This window comes from Cupriavidus sp. IDO, assembly GCF_000812465.1.
GTDB lineage: Bacteria > Pseudomonadota > Gammaproteobacteria > Burkholderiales > Burkholderiaceae > Cupriavidus.
The window spans coordinates 93,051-109,706 of sequence record NZ_JWMA01000012.1 but is presented as its reverse complement, the minus strand read 5'-3'; the positions used below and the strand labels follow the sequence as shown (position 1 = coordinate 109,706).

At 64.8% G+C, this 16,656-nt stretch carries 13 protein-coding genes; 7 read left to right on the top strand and 6 right to left on the bottom strand.

Going from position 1 to position 16,656, the window contains the following annotated elements:
- Window positions 1–3: 3 nt before the first annotated feature.
- From RM96_RS04455 to rpoD, 4 genes are all read right to left on the bottom strand, one after another.
- Window positions 4–2,835, bottom strand: a complete 2,832-nt coding sequence (locus RM96_RS04455; RefSeq protein WP_082016418.1) for an Hsp70 family protein — start codon at window positions 2,833–2,835, stop codon at window positions 4–6.
- The gene (locus RM96_RS04450; protein ID WP_039008101.1) at window positions 2,810–4,657 is read right to left on the bottom strand and encodes an Hsp70 family protein; all 1,848 of its coding nucleotides are present in this window, start codon (window positions 4,655–4,657) and stop codon (window positions 2,810–2,812) included. The genes RM96_RS04455 and RM96_RS04450 overlap by 26 nt, the downstream gene beginning before the upstream one ends.
- Window positions 4,654–5,229 (bottom strand): DUF2760 domain-containing protein, encoded by a 576-nt coding sequence (locus RM96_RS04445; protein ID WP_039008099.1) that lies wholly within the window; start codon window positions 5,227–5,229, stop codon window positions 4,654–4,656. Before RM96_RS04445 ends, RM96_RS04450 begins: the two co-directional genes overlap by 4 nt.
- Window positions 5,230–5,454: 225 nt before the next feature.
- Window positions 5,455–7,422 (bottom strand): RNA polymerase sigma factor RpoD, encoded by a 1,968-nt coding sequence (rpoD, locus tag RM96_RS04440; protein WP_039008096.1) that lies wholly within the window; start codon window positions 7,420–7,422, stop codon window positions 5,455–5,457.
- A gap of 431 nt (window positions 7,423–7,853) precedes the next feature.
- Between rpoD and RM96_RS04435 the strand changes: the two genes are divergently transcribed.
- On the top strand, window positions 7,854–9,482 hold the full coding sequence (locus RM96_RS04435; protein ID WP_039008094.1) for a glycosyl hydrolase family 28-related protein: 1,629 nt from the start codon (window positions 7,854–7,856) through the stop codon (window positions 9,480–9,482).
- 40 nt (window positions 9,483–9,522) lie between these two features.
- On the opposite strand, the gene ampC is transcribed toward RM96_RS04435, so the two are convergent.
- On the bottom strand, window positions 9,523–10,713 hold the full coding sequence (ampC, locus tag RM96_RS04430; RefSeq protein ID WP_039008092.1) for a class C beta-lactamase: 1,191 nt from the start codon (window positions 10,711–10,713) through the stop codon (window positions 9,523–9,525).
- Between the two features lie 181 nt (window positions 10,714–10,894).
- Between ampC and RM96_RS04425 the strand changes: the two genes are divergently transcribed.
- Complete coding sequence (locus tag RM96_RS04425) at window positions 10,895–11,107, top strand: DUF3820 family protein (protein WP_039008090.1); 213 nt, start codon at window positions 10,895–10,897, stop codon at window positions 11,105–11,107.
- Window positions 11,108–11,230: 123 nt separating this feature from the next.
- On the opposite strand, the gene RM96_RS38460 is transcribed toward RM96_RS04425, so the two are convergent.
- The gene (locus RM96_RS38460; protein WP_039008088.1) at window positions 11,231–12,502 is read right to left on the bottom strand and encodes a hypothetical protein; all 1,272 of its coding nucleotides are present in this window, start codon (window positions 12,500–12,502) and stop codon (window positions 11,231–11,233) included.
- Between the two features lie 808 nt (window positions 12,503–13,310).
- On the opposite strand from RM96_RS38460, the gene RM96_RS04415 reads away from it, so the two are divergent.
- The 5 genes from RM96_RS04415 to RM96_RS04395 are packed head-to-tail and all read left to right on the top strand — an operon-like array spanning window position 13,311 to window position 16,655.
- Window positions 13,311–14,504, top strand: a complete 1,194-nt coding sequence (locus RM96_RS04415) for an amine dehydrogenase large subunit (RefSeq protein WP_238587084.1) — start codon at window positions 13,311–13,313, stop codon at window positions 14,502–14,504.
- Complete coding sequence (locus RM96_RS04410; protein WP_039008086.1) at window positions 14,501–15,052, top strand: MauE/DoxX family redox-associated membrane protein; 552 nt, start codon at window positions 14,501–14,503, stop codon at window positions 15,050–15,052. Before RM96_RS04415 ends, RM96_RS04410 begins: the two co-directional genes overlap by 4 nt.
- A 29-nt stretch (window positions 15,053–15,081) precedes the next feature.
- Window positions 15,082–15,669 (top strand): methylamine dehydrogenase accessory protein MauD, encoded by a 588-nt coding sequence (mauD, locus tag RM96_RS04405; RefSeq protein WP_039008084.1) that lies wholly within the window; start codon window positions 15,082–15,084, stop codon window positions 15,667–15,669.
- Between the two features lie 18 nt (window positions 15,670–15,687).
- Window positions 15,688–16,203: a methylamine dehydrogenase light chain gene (locus RM96_RS04400; protein ID WP_039008082.1), complete on the top strand. Its 516-nt coding sequence runs from the start codon at window positions 15,688–15,690 to the stop codon at window positions 16,201–16,203.
- Window positions 16,200–16,655, top strand: coding sequence for a c-type cytochrome (locus RM96_RS04395; RefSeq protein WP_238587083.1), 456 nt, complete (start codon window positions 16,200–16,202; stop codon window positions 16,653–16,655). Before RM96_RS04400 ends, RM96_RS04395 begins: the two co-directional genes overlap by 4 nt.
- Window position 16,656: the final 1 nt, after the last annotated feature.

The following is a 16,656-nucleotide window of genomic DNA, read 5'->3' as shown; positions in this document are numbered from 1 at the left end:
TGATTACCCGGCGATCAGCTTGAGGCCGGAGGGCAGCGCCTCCCCGAATACCCGGCCCTCGTCGGACGCATCGAGTTCCACGGCCTCGCGCACCATGGCGATCCAGCTTTGCGGCGCGTTGGCGGCTTCGAGCCGGTGCACGACAGCCGACCGGATCTCGTCAGGCAGGTCCCGGCTGCGATCGCCGGTCATGCGGGCGATCTGCACGGCGGCGAACGCGGCCGGCTCGACCTTTTTCCAGTCAAGCGCAAGGATCGTCTCCACCCATTGTGCGGCGAGCTCCACTGGCACGACGCCGTGCGCGCTGCCATAGAATGGCCGACGCGCCCCGATGCGGCCCACCGCCCACCAGCCCTGACTGTTTTCCGAAGGCTTGCGCAGCCGGGCCAGCAGCCATTCGGCGAGCTCGATCTTGCGTTCGGCGGGGATGCGCTCCAGGGATCCGGCAAGGCGCACCATATCGGCATAACCGGCCCTTGCGGGCGCGGCGGGCTTCTTGTACCGCGTACTGCCGGGGGGCTGCAGATAGAAGGCCATGTCGTCCAGCAAGCGCAGCTGCGCGCTCTCATCCAGGCCCCCAGCCGCGCGCCGCCAGAGCGTCCACCACTCCGACCAGTTCTGGCTTTCGTTGACGTACTGGATCCCCTGGTCGTAGAGCGACCAGAGTTGTTCGACGCGCCATTCGTCGAGCGGGTAGCCAAATCCCGGGCGCACGCAATAGCCGGCCAGATTCAGCCACAGCCGTTCATGGTCGGCAGTGCGCCGTCGCCGCCGCACGCGCTCCCAGAATGCACCGAACAGCTCGCGCAGCAGGGCGCTATCCCACTGCGCGCGTGCGCCCAGCAACTGCTCCAGTTGCGCACGCAGCCGCTTGACTTCCTTGGGGCCGACGTCTTGCGAGCGGGCACCGAAGGTGCGCTCTATCGCCTCGATGGCCTGTGGCAACGATGCATGCGCCGTATCCGTGGCGGACGTGGCCGCCTGGGCATCATTGCCGCGCAGTTGGAATTCAAGCCGCCAGCGCTGCGAGGCATCCGCAATCTCGGCGCAGTGGACCTCCAGCGTGCCGACCTCGGTCAGCCAGGTGGTGAGCTGCACCGGCGTTTCCCGCGGCCCGCTGGTGCCGCGCGGCTGCACGACGGTGGCGATTGGCGGCAGGCGAACGAAGTCACCCGTCGACAGCCCGGTCAGTTCACCCGGCTGATAAGCCGTGTCGGCGACGGAGGAGACCAGGTGGAATTGCACCGGATGTCCCAGGCGCAAGGCGAAGGTACGATCGCTGAGGTGGATCTCGTGGCCTTCTTCCGTGCCCCGTGGCAGCAGGCAGATTCCTTGCTGCTTCGATGCGCCATCATCGAGAACGAGAAAGTAGCTGCGCGGCGAGCCGCCGCCGATGCGCGGGGCCTGGCCGGCACGCGCCCGCGCGTATGCCACCGCGCCGCGCGCCACGGCCACGTCGGGATCGTCGTTGTGCAGCACATGCAACGGCTCTCCGCGCCACGTGGCCAGCGTGTCGGCGATGCGGTCCGCCAGGGCTTCGGCCCGGAACACGCCACCGTTGAGGAGCAGGGTATCGGGCATCGGCAGGGCGTCATCCTGCGTCTGTGGTACGTCCAGTGCCGCCCGCGACTGCGCGGCGTGCTGGCTCAGGAACGACGCGACGTGCCGGGTGACGGCCGGGTCCGACGCATACGGCAGGCCAAATTCCACAATGGCGCCCCGTGCGCGCCCCGGCCTTTCGCCGGATGACACCTTGGGGAAGAAGCCGTCGACGACGAGCTGTTCGATCTCCTGCCGCGTCACTTCCACCGAACGTGCGCCGCCGATCAGCCGGGAGCCCGTGCCCAGCAGCGTCACCGTGACGGAGTCCGGTGGCTGCGCACCGAGCAGCTGTTCCTTGGCGACGCGGCAGCGCGCGACGAGCTGGGACAGGCTGGCCGCCGACAGCCGCGCCTGGGCGGAGCCCTGCGCCTGGACGAACCGCGCTTCGACAAGATGTGCGAGCGCGAGATCCATATTGTCGCCGCCGAGCATCAGGTGGTTGCCCACGCCGATGCGCGTCAGCTGTGGCTGCCCGTCCTGCATCTCCACCCGGATGAGGGTGAGGTCAGTGGTGCCGCCGCCCACGTCGCAGATCAGCACCAGGCGCGTCTGCGCCAAGTCCGCGTCCAGGGTCCGGCGATGGTGGAACAGCCAGTCGTAGAGCGCGGCCTGCGGTTCTTCGAGCAGGCGCAGGGCAGGCAGCCCGGCCATGCGAGCCGCTTCCAGCGTCAGCGCGCGCGCGCCTTCGTCGAACGAGGCGGGCACGGTGAGCACCACGTCCTGATCCTCGAGCCTTGCTTCGGGAAACCGGTGGTTCCATGCGGAGCACACATAGCCCAGGTAGCTGGCGCTGGCGACGACCGGCGAGATCTTGCCGACCTCCTCGTCCGCCCCCCAGGGCAGGATTGAGGCGGTGCGGTCGACCGAAGCGTGCGACAGCCAGCTTTTCGCGCTGGTCACGAGCCTGCCGGGCACCTGTGCGCCCAGCGTCGCCGCAAGGCGGCCGAACACGGTCCGGCGCGCGGCGGCGCTCGCGGCGGATTGCCAGGGCAACTGCAGGTCATCGCCGCTGAGCTCGCCCGGCGCCGCGTGGTAACGCAAGGAGGGCAGCAGGGGGCGAGCCGCGACCTCACCCGGGCTGACCAGCTGATCGATGTCGAAGACGCGGATATCGTCGGATCCGGCCTTCGCATAGGCGACGACCGTATTGCTGGTACCGAGGTCAATGCCGACGACGTACTGCTTCATCGTCGGCCGGCTCGCATGTTCAGGCATCGGCGTTGCCGCGCACATCGAACTCGACCTTCCAGCGCTCGCCGTTGCCGCGTGGCACGGCCTCGAGTTCCAGCGTGCCGGCCTCGGTCACGCGCGCATGCAGCCTGACCGGTACCACTTCGCCTGCCGTTCGTCCTTCGGCTGGCAGGGTTGCCTGGATCTCTTCGAGCTCCTGCAATTCCTCCGGCCCCCAGTCATCGAGCAGGGTGCCGACCTGGTCCTGGCGGCGCACCGACGAGCCGAAGAAGCGGAAGTGCACGGGCTCGCCCACCACCAGGCCGAATTCCTGTGGCGGCAGCGCGGCCTCGGTCCCTTCCTCCATGCCGAACGGCGCGACGCACAGCGCCTGCACGGGTGGCTCGAAGCCGGGCACGGCAGGCATCGACGACTCCACCGCAATGTAGTAGGCGCGCGCGGTGCCGCCACGGATCCGGACCCCCTTGCCGCGCCGCACGTAGCCGTAATAGGCGGCGCCGCGTGCCACTGCCAGGTCCAGCTCCGCGCCGTCAAGCAGGCGCGCCGGCGCCGCGCCTTCCGCGGCGAGCCAGCCATTGAGCGTCTGCAGGATGCGGTCCACCAGCAGGCCCGACTTGAACACGCCGCCGTTGAAGAGGAGGGCGGTCGGGTGGAGGATCGTCGCGCCTTCCGGCTGTGCGCCTTGCAGGCCGTCGAGTTCGGCCAGCGCCGACACCTGGCGGCCCAGGAAGGCGGCCAGATGCCGCGTGATGGCCGCGTCCTGCGCGTAGGGCAGGCCGAGCTGCGTCAGGCCGGCGCGAGCCCGGCTCACCGGACGGGCCGAAGCCTCCACTTGCGGGAAAAACCCTTCCAGGATGGTCTGGGTCAGCTCGGCGCGGGTCAGGTCCGTGCGGATCGAGCCGCCGATCAGCTTTGAGCCCCGGCTTGGCACAACCAGCGGCACCGTATCGGTATCCGGGTCGGTGAGCAGCGTTTCCTTGGCCGCGCGGCAGGCGTAGGTCAGCGCGCGCAGTTGCCACGGATCGGCCTGCGTGCCTTGGGCTGCCAGCTTGCGCGCCACCACGTGGGCAAGCGCCAGGTCCATGTTGTCGCCACCGAGCAGGATATGGTCGCCCACGGCAACACGGTGCAGCTCAAGGTTGCCTTCGCGCTCGATGACGGCGATCAGCGACAGGTCGGTGGTGCCGCCACCGACATCCACGACGAGGATGATGTCGCCGATCTTTACCTGCTTGCGCCAGTGGCCATCGCTTTTCTGGATCCAGCTGTAGAGCGCGGCCTGGGGTTCCTCGAGCAGGGTCATGCGGGCATACCCGGCCGCGGCGGCGGCCTCGGCCGTCAGTTCCCGCGCGGCCGGGTCGAACGATGCGGGAATCGTCACCGTGACGTCCTGCTCGCCAAACGGCGCTTCGGGGTGGGCCTGGTCCCAGGCTTCACGCAGGTGCGTCAGATAGCGCACGGAAGCCTCGAGCGGCGAGACGCGCGAGACTTCAGGCGGCGCGTCGTTGGGCAGGATTGGCGAGCGGCGGTCAACGCCGGGGTGGCAAAGCCAGCTCTTTGCGCTCGATACCAGGCGGATCGGCGTAGCCGCGCCGCGGCTGCGCGCCAGCTCGCCCACCGCGAAATCGTGCTCGGCGTTCCACGGCAGCCCCAGATCGCCCGGGGCGAGTTCGCTGGCGTGCGGCAGGTACAGGAAGGAGGGCAGCAGGTCCAGGTCTTCGACGGCTCCCGGCGCGGTCAGCTGCGTGATGGGCAGGACACCCTGGCTGGTCTTCTCGCCATCGCTGGCGGCCAGGTCGACGTAGGAAACGGCGCTATGGGTGGTGCCCAGGTCAATGCCGATGGCATAACGCGCGTCGCTCATAGCTCCACCTCGGCCGGGGCAATCACGGTGGCGTCATGGCGCTCGGCCACGCGGGGCAGGCGGACTTCCTCGACCTTCCAGCCGCGGTGGCTGATGCTGCCGTGGAACGGCGCGCTGCCTACCACGTTGCCGGTCAGGCGGATGGCGCTCGCGTCGAAGCCGTCGGCCAGCGTCACGCGGCTGCCCTCGGCCTCCTCGCGCACCGGCCGGATGCTGAAATGCTCGCGCAGCACCGCGCGGCAGCCATCGTGCACGAGGCGGGCGGCGGCACCGATTTCGGTGTCGGAATAGCGCGCGATGTCCTCCTCGACGAAGTCGACGAAGCGTGCATCGCGCTGGAGCAGTCCCAGCAACTGGAGGGCCGCCACCGGGCTCGCTTCCTTCAGCGCGGGTGCGACCGGTTCCGCGACCGGGGCAGGTGCCGACACCGGTGCCGGGGCCGCGGGGGCAAATCCCTCGCCATCACGCAGGCGCTTGACGCCGGCTGCGAATTCGCCGTTGCCAAGGATGGAAAAGAAGGTGCCCACGGCAAGCGAGACCCTGCCGAAGAAAGATAGGTTCGAGTCAGTCATGGAAAAGCTCCTGTGCGCTCTGTTGAAGGACGAGCTGTCCTCTTGCTGCGCCGGAAATCAGATGGCAGACAGGGGCCGCAGAGGGGGCCGCAGCCACATGCGACCTGGAAGCCGGGGCACAAGCCCGGCGTAGGCCTCTTTGTTCCCGGCCCCGTCGGCCTTCGCAGCTTCGGATTTTGCCCTAACTAATGTGACAGCCCGCCACTTAGCGGGCACCGGCAGGCATCAGGCGTCACGCAGGTAGGTAACCAGCTGCTCGGCGCGGCTGGGATGCCTCAGCTTCTTCATCGCCTTGCTTTCGATCTGGCGAATCCGCTCTCGTGTGACATCGAACTGCTTGCCGACTTCTTCCAGCGTGTAGTCGGTAGACATATCGATGCCAAAGCGCATCCGCAGCACCTTGGCTTCGCGGGGCGTGAGCTCGTCGAGCATCTCGCGCACCACAGCACGCAGGCCCGCCTGCAACGCGGCGTCGGCGGGCGTGGCGGTTTCCGAGTCCGCAATCATGTCACCGAGGCTGGTATCGCCGTCCTCGCCAACCGGCATCTCCATCGAAACCGGCTCTTTCGCGATCTTCATGATCGAGCGGACTTTCTCCTCAGGAATCTCCAGGCGCTCGGCAAGCACAGCCGGATCGGGTTCCTTGCCGGTCTGCTGCATGATCTCCCGCGACAGGCGATTGAGCTTGTTGATCTGCTCGATCATGTGCACCGGGACGCGTATGGTCCGGGCCTGATCGGCGATCGCCCGCGTGACGGCCTGGCGGACCCACCACGTCGCGTAGGTGGAGAATTTCCAGCCGCGGCGATACTCAAACTTGTCGACCGCCTTCATCAGGCCGATATTGCCTTCCTGGATGAGATCCAGGAACTGCATCCCGCGGTTCGTGTACTTCTTGGCAATCGAGATCACCAGCCGCAGGTTGGCCTGCGTCATCTCATGCTTGGCTTGCCGCATCTGCCGCTCGGCGGCCAGCATGGTCCGGTTGACAGCCTTCAGCTCAGGCAGCGACAGCACGGCCCGGGCCTGAATGTCGATCAGCTTTTGCTGATGCGCTTCGAGGTCGGGGAGGGCCCGCGCGACCGCGGCACTGTACGGACGGGACTGGGCGGCAAGATCCTGCCCCCACGCGAGGTTGGTTTCATTGCCGGGGAAGCGGGCAACGACTTCCTCACGCTCCATCCCGCACCGCTCGACCAGCAGCTGAACCACCTGCCGCTCGACAGTGCGGACGTCATCGACCATCGCCTGGACGCTCGCGCACAAGCGCTCGATGGTTTTGGCGGTAAAGCGAATCGTGCGCAATTCGTCGCGCACGGCATCCCTTGCGGACAGGAACGCTTCCGACCCCGCGCCATTTTCGGCTTCCTTGCGCATCAGCTCGAATTGCCCGGAGACACGCGCGAAGAGCTTCATGCATTCGTCGCGCAGGTGGGTGAGGTCGGTTTCGCCGCTCTGCTGGGTCGACCCTTCGTCGGCGGTGTCTTCAGCGCTGTCATCGTCCTCGTCGGTGCTATCGACGCTGTCGTCCGCCTCGTCAGTTGCCGCCGCCGCGGCTGGTTCGGGGATACTCTCATCGCTCAGGCCATCGACCAGATCATCGATGCCGATTTCATTGCTGGCAACCCGGCCGGCCAGTTCGAGAATCGTGGCGATGGTGGAAGGGCAGGCCGAGATGGCATGAACCATATTGTTCAGGCCGTCCTCGATCCGCTTGGCAAGCTCGACTTCCTGCTTGCGCGTGAGCAGCGTTGCCGAGCTCATTTCGCGCATGTACATGCGCACAGGGTCGGTAGTCCGGCCGAACTCGGAGTCCACGGTCGCAAGCGCTACCTCAGCCTCTTCTTCGGCCTGATCGTCCGAGGCCACCACCGCGTTATCGCTCAGGAGAAGCGTCTCGGCGTCCGGCGTCTGCTCATAGATCTTCACGCCCATCTCGGCGAACGTGCTGACGATGCTCTCCATCGCAGCCGTGTCCGCGAAGTTCTCCGGCAGATGGTCGCTGATATCCGCGTGGGTCAGATACCCGCGCTGTTTGCCCAGCTGGATCAGGGCCCGCAATTGCTGACTACGCGCGGCGGCCTCGATCGAGGGATCAGGCTGCGCCGTTGAGCCCGCGCTTGTCTGGCCGGGGTTCTTGATTCCGCCTGCTTCTCGTGTTTTGGCTACCGTACGTTGTGCGCCGCTTGTCATTGACTGCTATTTCCTTCGTGAATCGCGTTTCGACTGCAGTGCGCTCGATTGCGTGCCTTATCCGGACTGATGTCAAGGCTCGTGAGGGGTATCGGTGTGACGATGGGCCAAAATCGAGAGCGCCGTGGCCGTTTGAATCGGGGTCGCGTATTCTACAGCCATTGCTGCGACGCAGCAGGTTAGTCTGTCGACGGGGCGCCTTAGCGGGCACTTTGGGCTGTTGTAATTTAACATAAGACTAATTATGCGTAATAAATCGAGGTGCAATCGAGGTGCAAGAGGCTCCCAGGAAATTCGGATTATGTAGAACCGGCGACCATCTGTGCGGTGCCCCTCGCACGCCATGATCCTGGCGAAGCCCTTTGCTCTGTCCTGGGATACGCTTCCAGGTATCCGAAGTTCCGTACCAGGCCTCATTCCGTGGGGACTTTATGCCTCCTTTCGAAAAGCGAAAGAAGTCGAAGCTCTTCTGGTTTTTTGTCATAGCGGTCTTTTGCTGTTCATATCTGCTCCTTCCGAGCCATCCGCAGACCGGATCCCAGGCCAGAGCCAGGAGTTTGAATGAAACCCGGCAGGGTTCCGGCAACCCGACTGGCGCAGGCGCGACCGAATCTGGCCCGCCCTCGCTTGCGGGCGGCGCGACCGCCTCGGATGCTTGCCCGCTTCTGACCGCTGAGAAACGGGCCTATCCGGGGGCTACCGTGAAAGCCATCACCTCCTACGGGGCCAAGGGGGACGGCACTACGGATGAATACAACGCCTTCCAGAGGATGGCAGCGGAGATTTCGAATCGCGGATTTGCCCGGCGACAGATCATCTATTTCCCCAAGGGGACTTACTACATCAATCGCTATGCCATCGCTGGCGGCCCCGGGGCGAACAGCAATCAGAACATCCGGCTCCTCAGAGCCAGCAACTTCAGCCTGATCGGCTGCACGGGGTCCATGGTGTCCTTCAAAGGGGACTTCACCATCACCAACGACCACAACCGTGGTGGTTCATGGTCTTCCGACAGACACCAGCTAGGGTTCGAGATCAGGAACGCCAGCAACTTCAGGATCTCGGGCCTGGAGATATACGGGAACGTCGACAAGATGTCGCGGCCGCCTTCGCCGAATGGCAATCCCCTGGATGAAACGCCTTCCCATGGCATCCAGACGAATGCGAGTTCCAACTATGAACTCAGCCACCTGAAGATCCATCACTTTGCCTGCGACGGCCTGTTCATAGGCGGCGAATTCACCGCCGATCTGAATGGCACCATTCACGACGTGGATTCCTACAACAATGCTCGGCAGGGGATGAGCATCATGCAGGCAAGATCGTTCAGGATCACCAACTCCTCATTCCGCAACACCGGCATTACGGACGGGTCCTACCCTGCCCACTCCCCTGCCGCGGGCGTCGATATCGAGCCCGACGGAACCCGGGCTGACGGCGTTACCGCGAGGACGGGAGATATGGTCTTCGATGCCTGTCGCTTCCTGAATAACAAAGGTTCGCAATTCGTCGGCGGCGACAACGGCAGGAATACCGAAAACGTCACCATCAGGAATTCGGAGATCGTGGGCCGGGCCGGGAACAAGCATCCTTACGTGATCATCTTGTCCGCGCCCGGAGCCGTCATTGAAAACAACAATATCGATACCATCGACGGCGCCGTCTACCCCGCCTATTCGGAGGGCGTTGGCGACATGAAAACCGTGAATACGATCGTCAGGGGAAACACGATCAAGAGCAGTGGCGTCGGACTTCAGGCGATCGATGCGGGGACGAGAATCGTCATCGAGAACAACACGTTCATCAGCACTCACCGGCCGGGCTCCGACGGCCCTTTTCCCAATGTCACGGCCGGTGTTTCCAGCTTCTCCGGGAACCGGCTTTCCTATCCAGGCAAAAACTTCGGCTCCAGATCGGTGGTCGGCGTCATCAAGGCAACCACGTTCAGGAACAACTCGATCACGACAGACCTGACCGGTGGAAACTACACCGTCAGGACAGGCGCGGGTGCCAATACGGCGAACAACGACGTAGGCCCACACATCCTGTTATCGCAATAGCGTCCCCGCGAGACCTGTTGCCCTTTCTCGCACCCAACGACTAGCGGCCACTTGCCGACCCGATCTTTTCGTCCAGCGCCGTCAATACCTGAAACGCAGCCTTTACGCGGGCTGGAATCGGGTAGTTCCTGTTCGCCAGCATCACGATGCCAATGCGCCTGGCGGGAATAAAGGCCACATACGCACCGAACCCGTTCGTCGAGCCGGTCTTGTTGATCAGCACATCGGACTGTCGCGGTTGCGCCGGAGCAAGCCTGGTCGCCGGGTTGGCCTCGAGGCTCACCCGCTCCGAGTTCCCGGCAAGCAGGCCGTCAAGGTTCGCCGGCCAGGCATACATCTCCCAGCCAAGGCCTTGCGTCATGTTGCCCAGCTTGAAGTATCCGGTTTGCGTGGTGGCGACCGCGCGTTGGAGGGCATCGTCCAGCCCTGCTCCGTTGATGTTTGCCTCGACAAAATGGATCATGTCGGCCGCTGTCGTCTTCACGCCGTAGGCCTCGGAATCCAGGACGCCGGGCGTTACCCGGATTGGCTTGCCGTCTTTTGAGTAGCCGTACGCGTAATCGCCCATCCGATCCTGGGGAACCCGGATGTAGGTGCGCGTCAGGCCAAGTCCCGGGAAAATCTTCTTTTCCATCAGATCATCGAATGGTTCGCCCATGCTTCTGGCGGCCAGATAGCCGAACAGGCCGATGCTGGGATTCGAGTAGCGTCGATGGCTGCCTGGGGCGTAGCCTGGACGCCAGTTTCTGAAATAGGCGATCATCTTTTCCGGATCGGTGACGGAATCAGGAAACTGCAGCGGCAGACCGCCCGCCGTATAGGTGCCGAGCTCTAGAAGGCTGATGGTGTCGAAGCTGCTTCCGGCAAGCGCCGGCAGATACTTGCTGGCATTATCGGAGAAAGACAGGGCGCCACGCGCTTGCGCGTAGGCCGCAAGCGTTGCCGTGAAGGTTTTGCTGACCGAGCCGAGTTCGAAGATCGTATCCCTGGTGACCTTTTGGCCGCCCTCCTTCGAGGCAACGCCATAGTTGAAGAAGTATCTTTCTCCCCGGACCGTGACCGCGATGGCCATTCCCGGGACGTTATTCTGCTCCATGACAGGCCGGATCGCCTCGTTCACGGCGCGTTCGAGCTGGCGTTGAGCGCCGCCATCTGCGGCGTAGGCGCCGGGCCCGCAGAAAAGAGACACGGCGGCGATGATTCCAGTTTTGAGGGCGGAAATCTTCTTCATAGCGGATGCGTAGACCAGAAGGGTAGACAGGCAGCAAAGGAATATACGGGGTCTGTACGTATCCCACAAACGGCAGTATCTTGCGCGAGTCGTCCGGCGGAAGATATTGCCTTGCGACGGCGGCGCGTGTGGCGTTATGCCACCATGGTGTCAGCAATGAAGGAACCCTCACAAAGCAAGCATGTATCCAGCAGATCTGGAACGCCTGGTCACCCTGGCCATGCCGTTCGGCAAGTACAAAGGCAGGCTGATTGCCGACCTGCCCGGCCATTACCTGAACTGGTTCGCCAGGGAAGGCTTCCCGCCCGGTGAAATCGGCCGCTTGCTGGCGCTGATGCAGGAGCTTGACCACAACGGCCTGTCATCCCTGCTGGAGCCATTGCGCAGGAAGTAATGGCGCGGCCCTTGCGTCGAGCAAGCGCGCCACCGGAAATAGAAAAGCGGCAGGACAAGCTGTCCTGCCGCCACTCAAGCGCCCGTCTGCCCCGGTGCGGACGGGCATCCCCATCCAACTGGCCTATTTGGTACAGGCGAGGTTGACGGTGAGGCCGCCCCAATTGGTGGCCTGGTTGTTATCAAGCTGTACCTGCAGCTTGTCGTTATGGTTGACGGTTCCGGACGGCACCTCCGTGCTGCAACCCTGCTGGCCGTTGGTGATCCTGCAACTCAGGCCGTTGACCGGCGCGACAGTCGCTGAAGCGGCAGACCCCGTCACCTTGTACACCGAAATGTTCAGCATTCCCTGCGGCTTGCCGAGCGTGGAGGCTGTGAGCGTGACTCGGCTGCAATCGTAGGGAAACAGGACGCCGAAGTCCGACGGCAAGGGAACTGCCCCGCCGGAGCCTGTCATGACATAGACGCCGCGGCTGAGCGTGTCCGGCACATTGAAGTTGCCGTTGTAGACGGTGCTGGTCGTCATGGTCACGCCCGAAGTCGGCCACTGGCCGTTTTGCTTGGGACCGTACAGCGTCGACGTCGAGGTGTCGAAATAGAAATCGCCATCGACGCCGATGTCGTTGGTCGGCGCACCATTGCCGTACAGGATATGGCCGCCATTGCCGGCTGTGCCGCCGCTGGTGCCGGTACCACCGGTGCCCCCGGTGTTGCCCGACTGACCGGCCAGCGAGACCCCTGCCGGCCACACGCCATCGGCCTTGGGCCCGTACAGCGTCCAGGTGTTGGTGTCGAGATAGAAGTCTCCGTTGTTCCCGATACTGTTGCTGGGAGCACCCGCGCCCGACAGAATGACGCCGCCGCCGGTGCCCGGCGACCCGGTGCTGCCGCCCAGCGGGACGCCCGGTGGCCACTTGCCGTCCGCCTTGGGCCCGAACAGCATCGACGTTGAGGTATTGATGTAGTAGTCGCCATTGTTGCCGACGCCGTCGGTCGGGTCGACCGAGCCGGACAGGATGGTGCTCCCTGCCGCGCCGGTATTGCCGGTGGCCCCTGTATCGCCCTTGGCACCTGTCGCTCCGGCTGGTCCTGCCAGCGAAACGCCGGCCGGCCACACGCCGTTTGCCTTGGGCCCGAACAGCATCCAGGTGGCGGTATTCAGATAGAAGTCCCCGTCCTTGCCGATGTCGGGCCCCGGATCGGTGGTGCCGGACAGCATGGCGCTGGTGGTGGCCGCCGTTGGCGTTGGCGTTGGCGTCTGTGTTGGCGTTCCCGCGCCTGGGGTGGCTGCAGTACTGGTGGGCGTCGAGTCGCCCCCGCCTCCGCCGCAACCCGCGACTGTGATGACCAGACAGGCGAGCGGCAAAACCGCCAGCTTCATGTGGATGCGTTTCATGGATCCCCCCGGAACTTTTTGAGCACTCGAATTCGATGGCTTTTGCAAACGCCAACGATGAGGTCAATCTAGATGGCAGCCACGGAATAGAAAATCGGCTCTATGGACGAGCCGTGCGTATGTGGAATGACGCTCTCGGCAGCGCCGATTGGAATGCATCGCATCACCGGTATGCCGGATAATCCCGGAGCGTACTGCACTAACCCTGGAGTTCTTCACCATGGGCCTGCGGAATTCCCGCAAAGCCTTGCGGAACAAGGCACTACTGCCCATGACAAATAGGTTCTGGAGGCTCCGGCAGGCATGGCGGCAGCCGCTGTCCAACGCTCTCAAAAAAGATTGCCAATCCCAACTGAAGTTGGGTGCGGGCGCGCAAGATAACTCGTGAAGAAGCAGTAGGCAATGCCGCCCAAATGGTCGGCAAAAAGTATGTATAGAAAATGAAACGTGGCGGCACGCGGTAATAAATAAAGGATGTGTAGGAAATGAAACGTCGTGGCGCACATCAAAATAACGAGGCAAAGACTGCAACGCGAGGTCGTAGGCGGCGCGCTGCATCATGATTGCCAAAAACGGATATTGTTCCGTTTCTCCCGACGCGCCGCCGGCGTGCGCCCGCTGGGTGAGCATTCGGATCTGGAACCGTAATGCCGTGGCGCCCCGAACTGGCGCCTGGTGGCGCCTGCCGCACATCCAATTCCTCTGCGCCGTCGGTAGATTCACCGGTATGTCCATTGCCGATTCCGGCTAACGCCCGATCCGGCACCTTTCTAGACTGGCCCCATCCCCGCATCGACAGGAGCCAGTCGTGAATCACCCAAGCAGGATGTCATGCCGCATGGCCCGTGCGCCGTGGCATCCCATCCCCGCAGTCCTCGCCGCCGCCCTCGCCTTCGGCCTCTGTTCCGCCAGGGCCGAAGACTTGCCCCCCGAGACGCTTACCGTAGAGAAGCTCGCGCCCGCCGACGAGAACCGTCTCTATATCTCCGACGTAGCATTCCGCCACATGGTCGATGGGCGCCTGCACGTCGTGGATGGCAAGCGGATGAAGTACCTGGGCCTGCTGCCTACCGGCTTCGGCGGCCAGTCTCTGCTGTCACCCGACAAGCGCACCATCTACGTGGTTTCCACCTACTATCCGCGACTGACGCGCGGCGAGCGTACCGACGTAGTCAGCCTGTACGACGCCGATACGCTGGCCTATCGCAGCGAGATTGTGATCCCGCCGCGCCATGCGCAGTCGCTCAACTACCGGGGCATCATCGCCAGCTCGGCAGACGGGCGCTTCCTGTACGTCCAGAATGCCACGCCGGCTACTTCGGTCAGCATTGTTGACCTGAAGGAAGGCAAACTCGCGGCCGAGGTGCAGACGCCCGGCTGCTGGGGCATCTTTGCCAGCGCGGCCTCCAGCCAGCGCTTCCAGACGCTGTGCAGCGACGGGGCCATGCTGACGGTTTCGCATGACGCGAACGGACAGCCGGCCGGGCAGAAGCGCAGCGCGCGCATGTTCGATCCACAGGCCGACCCGGTCTTCCTGCATGCCGAGCGCATCGGCAACACGCTCTACTTCCTGTCTTTCAACGGCAATGTCTATACCGCCGACCTCTCGGGCGAGACTCCGGGCTTCGGCAAGCCATGGCCCATCGTCGATGCCGCAGACGCCAAAGGCGGCTGGAAGCCGGGCGGCTACCAGCTGTTCGCGCTGCACGCCGCCAGTCAGCGACTCTACGTCGGGATGCACCCGAAAAGCCGTGAAGGCTCGCACAAGTCGCCGGCCGCCGAGATCTGGACGCTCGATCTCGCCAGTCACAAGCGTGTTGCGCGCGCGCCGGGCGGGAACGCTGTGGCGCTGACCATCACACAGGGACCGCGTCCGACGCTGTACGTACTCGATGCCGTCAAGTCCGGCGTGGTCGCGCTCGATCCTGCCAATCGCCTGAAGGCACTAGCGCGACTGGATGGGGTGAGCGAGAACGCCGTGCAGGTGGAGGCCCACCAATGAATGCCGCCATCCTGATCGCCGACCCGGTCGTCACCGCCGCCTGCAGCGCGGCCGCGGCGCTGGCGCTGATGCTGTCGGTGGCTCCCAAGCTGCGCGACCTGGATCGCTTCCACGCCGCATTTGACGCCTACCGGCTGTTGCCGTCCGCCTGGACTCGCGCAGCGGCGCTGGCCTTCGTCGCGGCCGAAGCGTGCGCCGCGCTGCTGCTGGTCGTGTTGCCCCTGCAGGCGCTGTCGGCCCTGGCCGGTCTCGGCGTGGTCGGACTGGTCACAGCGGCGGTATGCGCCAACCTGGCTCGTGGCCGGCGCGACATCCGCTGCGGGTGCGGCAGCACCGCAGACAGCATGCCGCTTTCCGGCGGGCTGGTGCTGCGTAACGGCGCACTGCTGGCGGTGCTGGCCACGGCCGCGGTCTCCGCCGCCAGTGGCTCGCCGCGCGCCCTTGCTCCGCTCGACTACGCCGCCGCCACCTTCTGCGCCGTGGCCCTGCTTTTGATATGGCAGGTGGCCACGCAGTTGCTCGTCAACGCCGGGCGCGCCCGTGCCTGATCCCTTCCCTCTTCCTTGCTGAAACTGTCATGACTGCTCTTGTGATTGCCAATATCGTGCTGTGGATTGCCGTGCTGGCGCTCCTGTTCGGCCTTTACGCGCTGGCGCGCCAGGTCGGCATCCTTTATGAACGCGTGGCGCCAATGGGTGCGCTGGTGATCGACGCTGGCCCGCGCGTGGGCCAGCCGCTGTCGCGCTTCGATCTGCAGGACGTACGCGGCAGCGCCGTCGCCGTTGGCGGCCAACAGCCCGCCAGCACGCTGCTGTTCTTCCTCTCGCCAACCTGCCCCGTCTGCAAGAAGCTGATCCCGGTGTTGAAGTCGATCAGCGCCAGCGAACGCGGCTGGCTGCACATCGTGCTGGCCTCGGATGGCGAGCAGCCCGAGCATCTCGCCTTTCTGCGCCAGGCCGGGCTGGGCGACTTCGAGTATGTGCTGTCGAAGGAGTTGGGCATGCACCTGCAGATCGGCAAGCTGCCCTACGCCGTGCTGCTCGACGCGCAGGGCACGCTGCGCGCCAAGGGGCTGGTCAATTCGCGCGAACAGCTCGACAGCCTGTTCACCGCCATGGACCTGAACGTGGCCTCCGTGCAGCAATTCCTCGAAACCCACGCCTGAGCGCCACGGAGAACTGATATGTGGTTCGACAACCTCTTTGAGCGCCAGACCCGCCGCGCCGCCCAGCGCGTCGGACGCCGCAGCATGCTTGCCACACTGGGCAAGGTGATGGTAGGAGGCATGGCCCTGCCCGTGCTTCCCTTCGACCGCAGCGCCCACGCCGCCGCCGCGCACGGCGCCGGGACCGGGAAGTCCGTGGACGAGACCTCGTGCGACTACTGGAAGTACTGCGCGGTCGACGGCTTCCTGTGCTCCTGCTGCGGCGGCAGCTCCACCACCTGCCCGCCCGGCACCGAGCCGTCGCGCGTGTCCTGGGTCGGCACCTGCCGCAATCCGGCCGATGGCAAGGACTACATGGTCAGCTACAACGACTGCTGCGGCAAAACCACCTGCGGGCGCTGCGAGTGCAACACCAACGAGCGCGAACGGCCCGGCTACAAGCTTGGCGTCCATAACGACGTCAACTGGTGCATGAGCAACAGCAGCACCATGTTCCATTGCACTACCTCGATCATCCTCGGAGTCCAGGAATGACCCGCCGCATGTTCTCCTCATTCGCAGCCGCCGCGGCGCTCATGCTTGCGCTGCCTGCCGGCGCCGCCGACCTGGTGGCGCAGGGCAAGGAACTGTTCAGCGCCAACTGCGCCGCCTGCCACAACATGGATGCCTCGGGCATTGCGGGCGTGGCGCCGCCGCTCGCCAATGCGCTGCGCGAGCGCCTGGCCACGCCTGCCGGGCAGGGCTACCTGGCCAATGTGCTGGTGCACGGGCTGGCAGGACCGATCGAGTCGCAGGGCCAGTCTTTCAATGGCGTGATGCCGGCCTTTGCCACGTTGCCGGACGAGTCGCTGCTGGCGGTGCTGGCCTGGCTCGGCACGCAGAACGGACAGGCAGCGCCCGCCGTCACTGCAGACACGCTGGCCAGGGCCCGCGCCGAACGCAAGACGCCAGGCGCCGTGCGCAAGCTGCGCGAGCCGGTACGCTGAC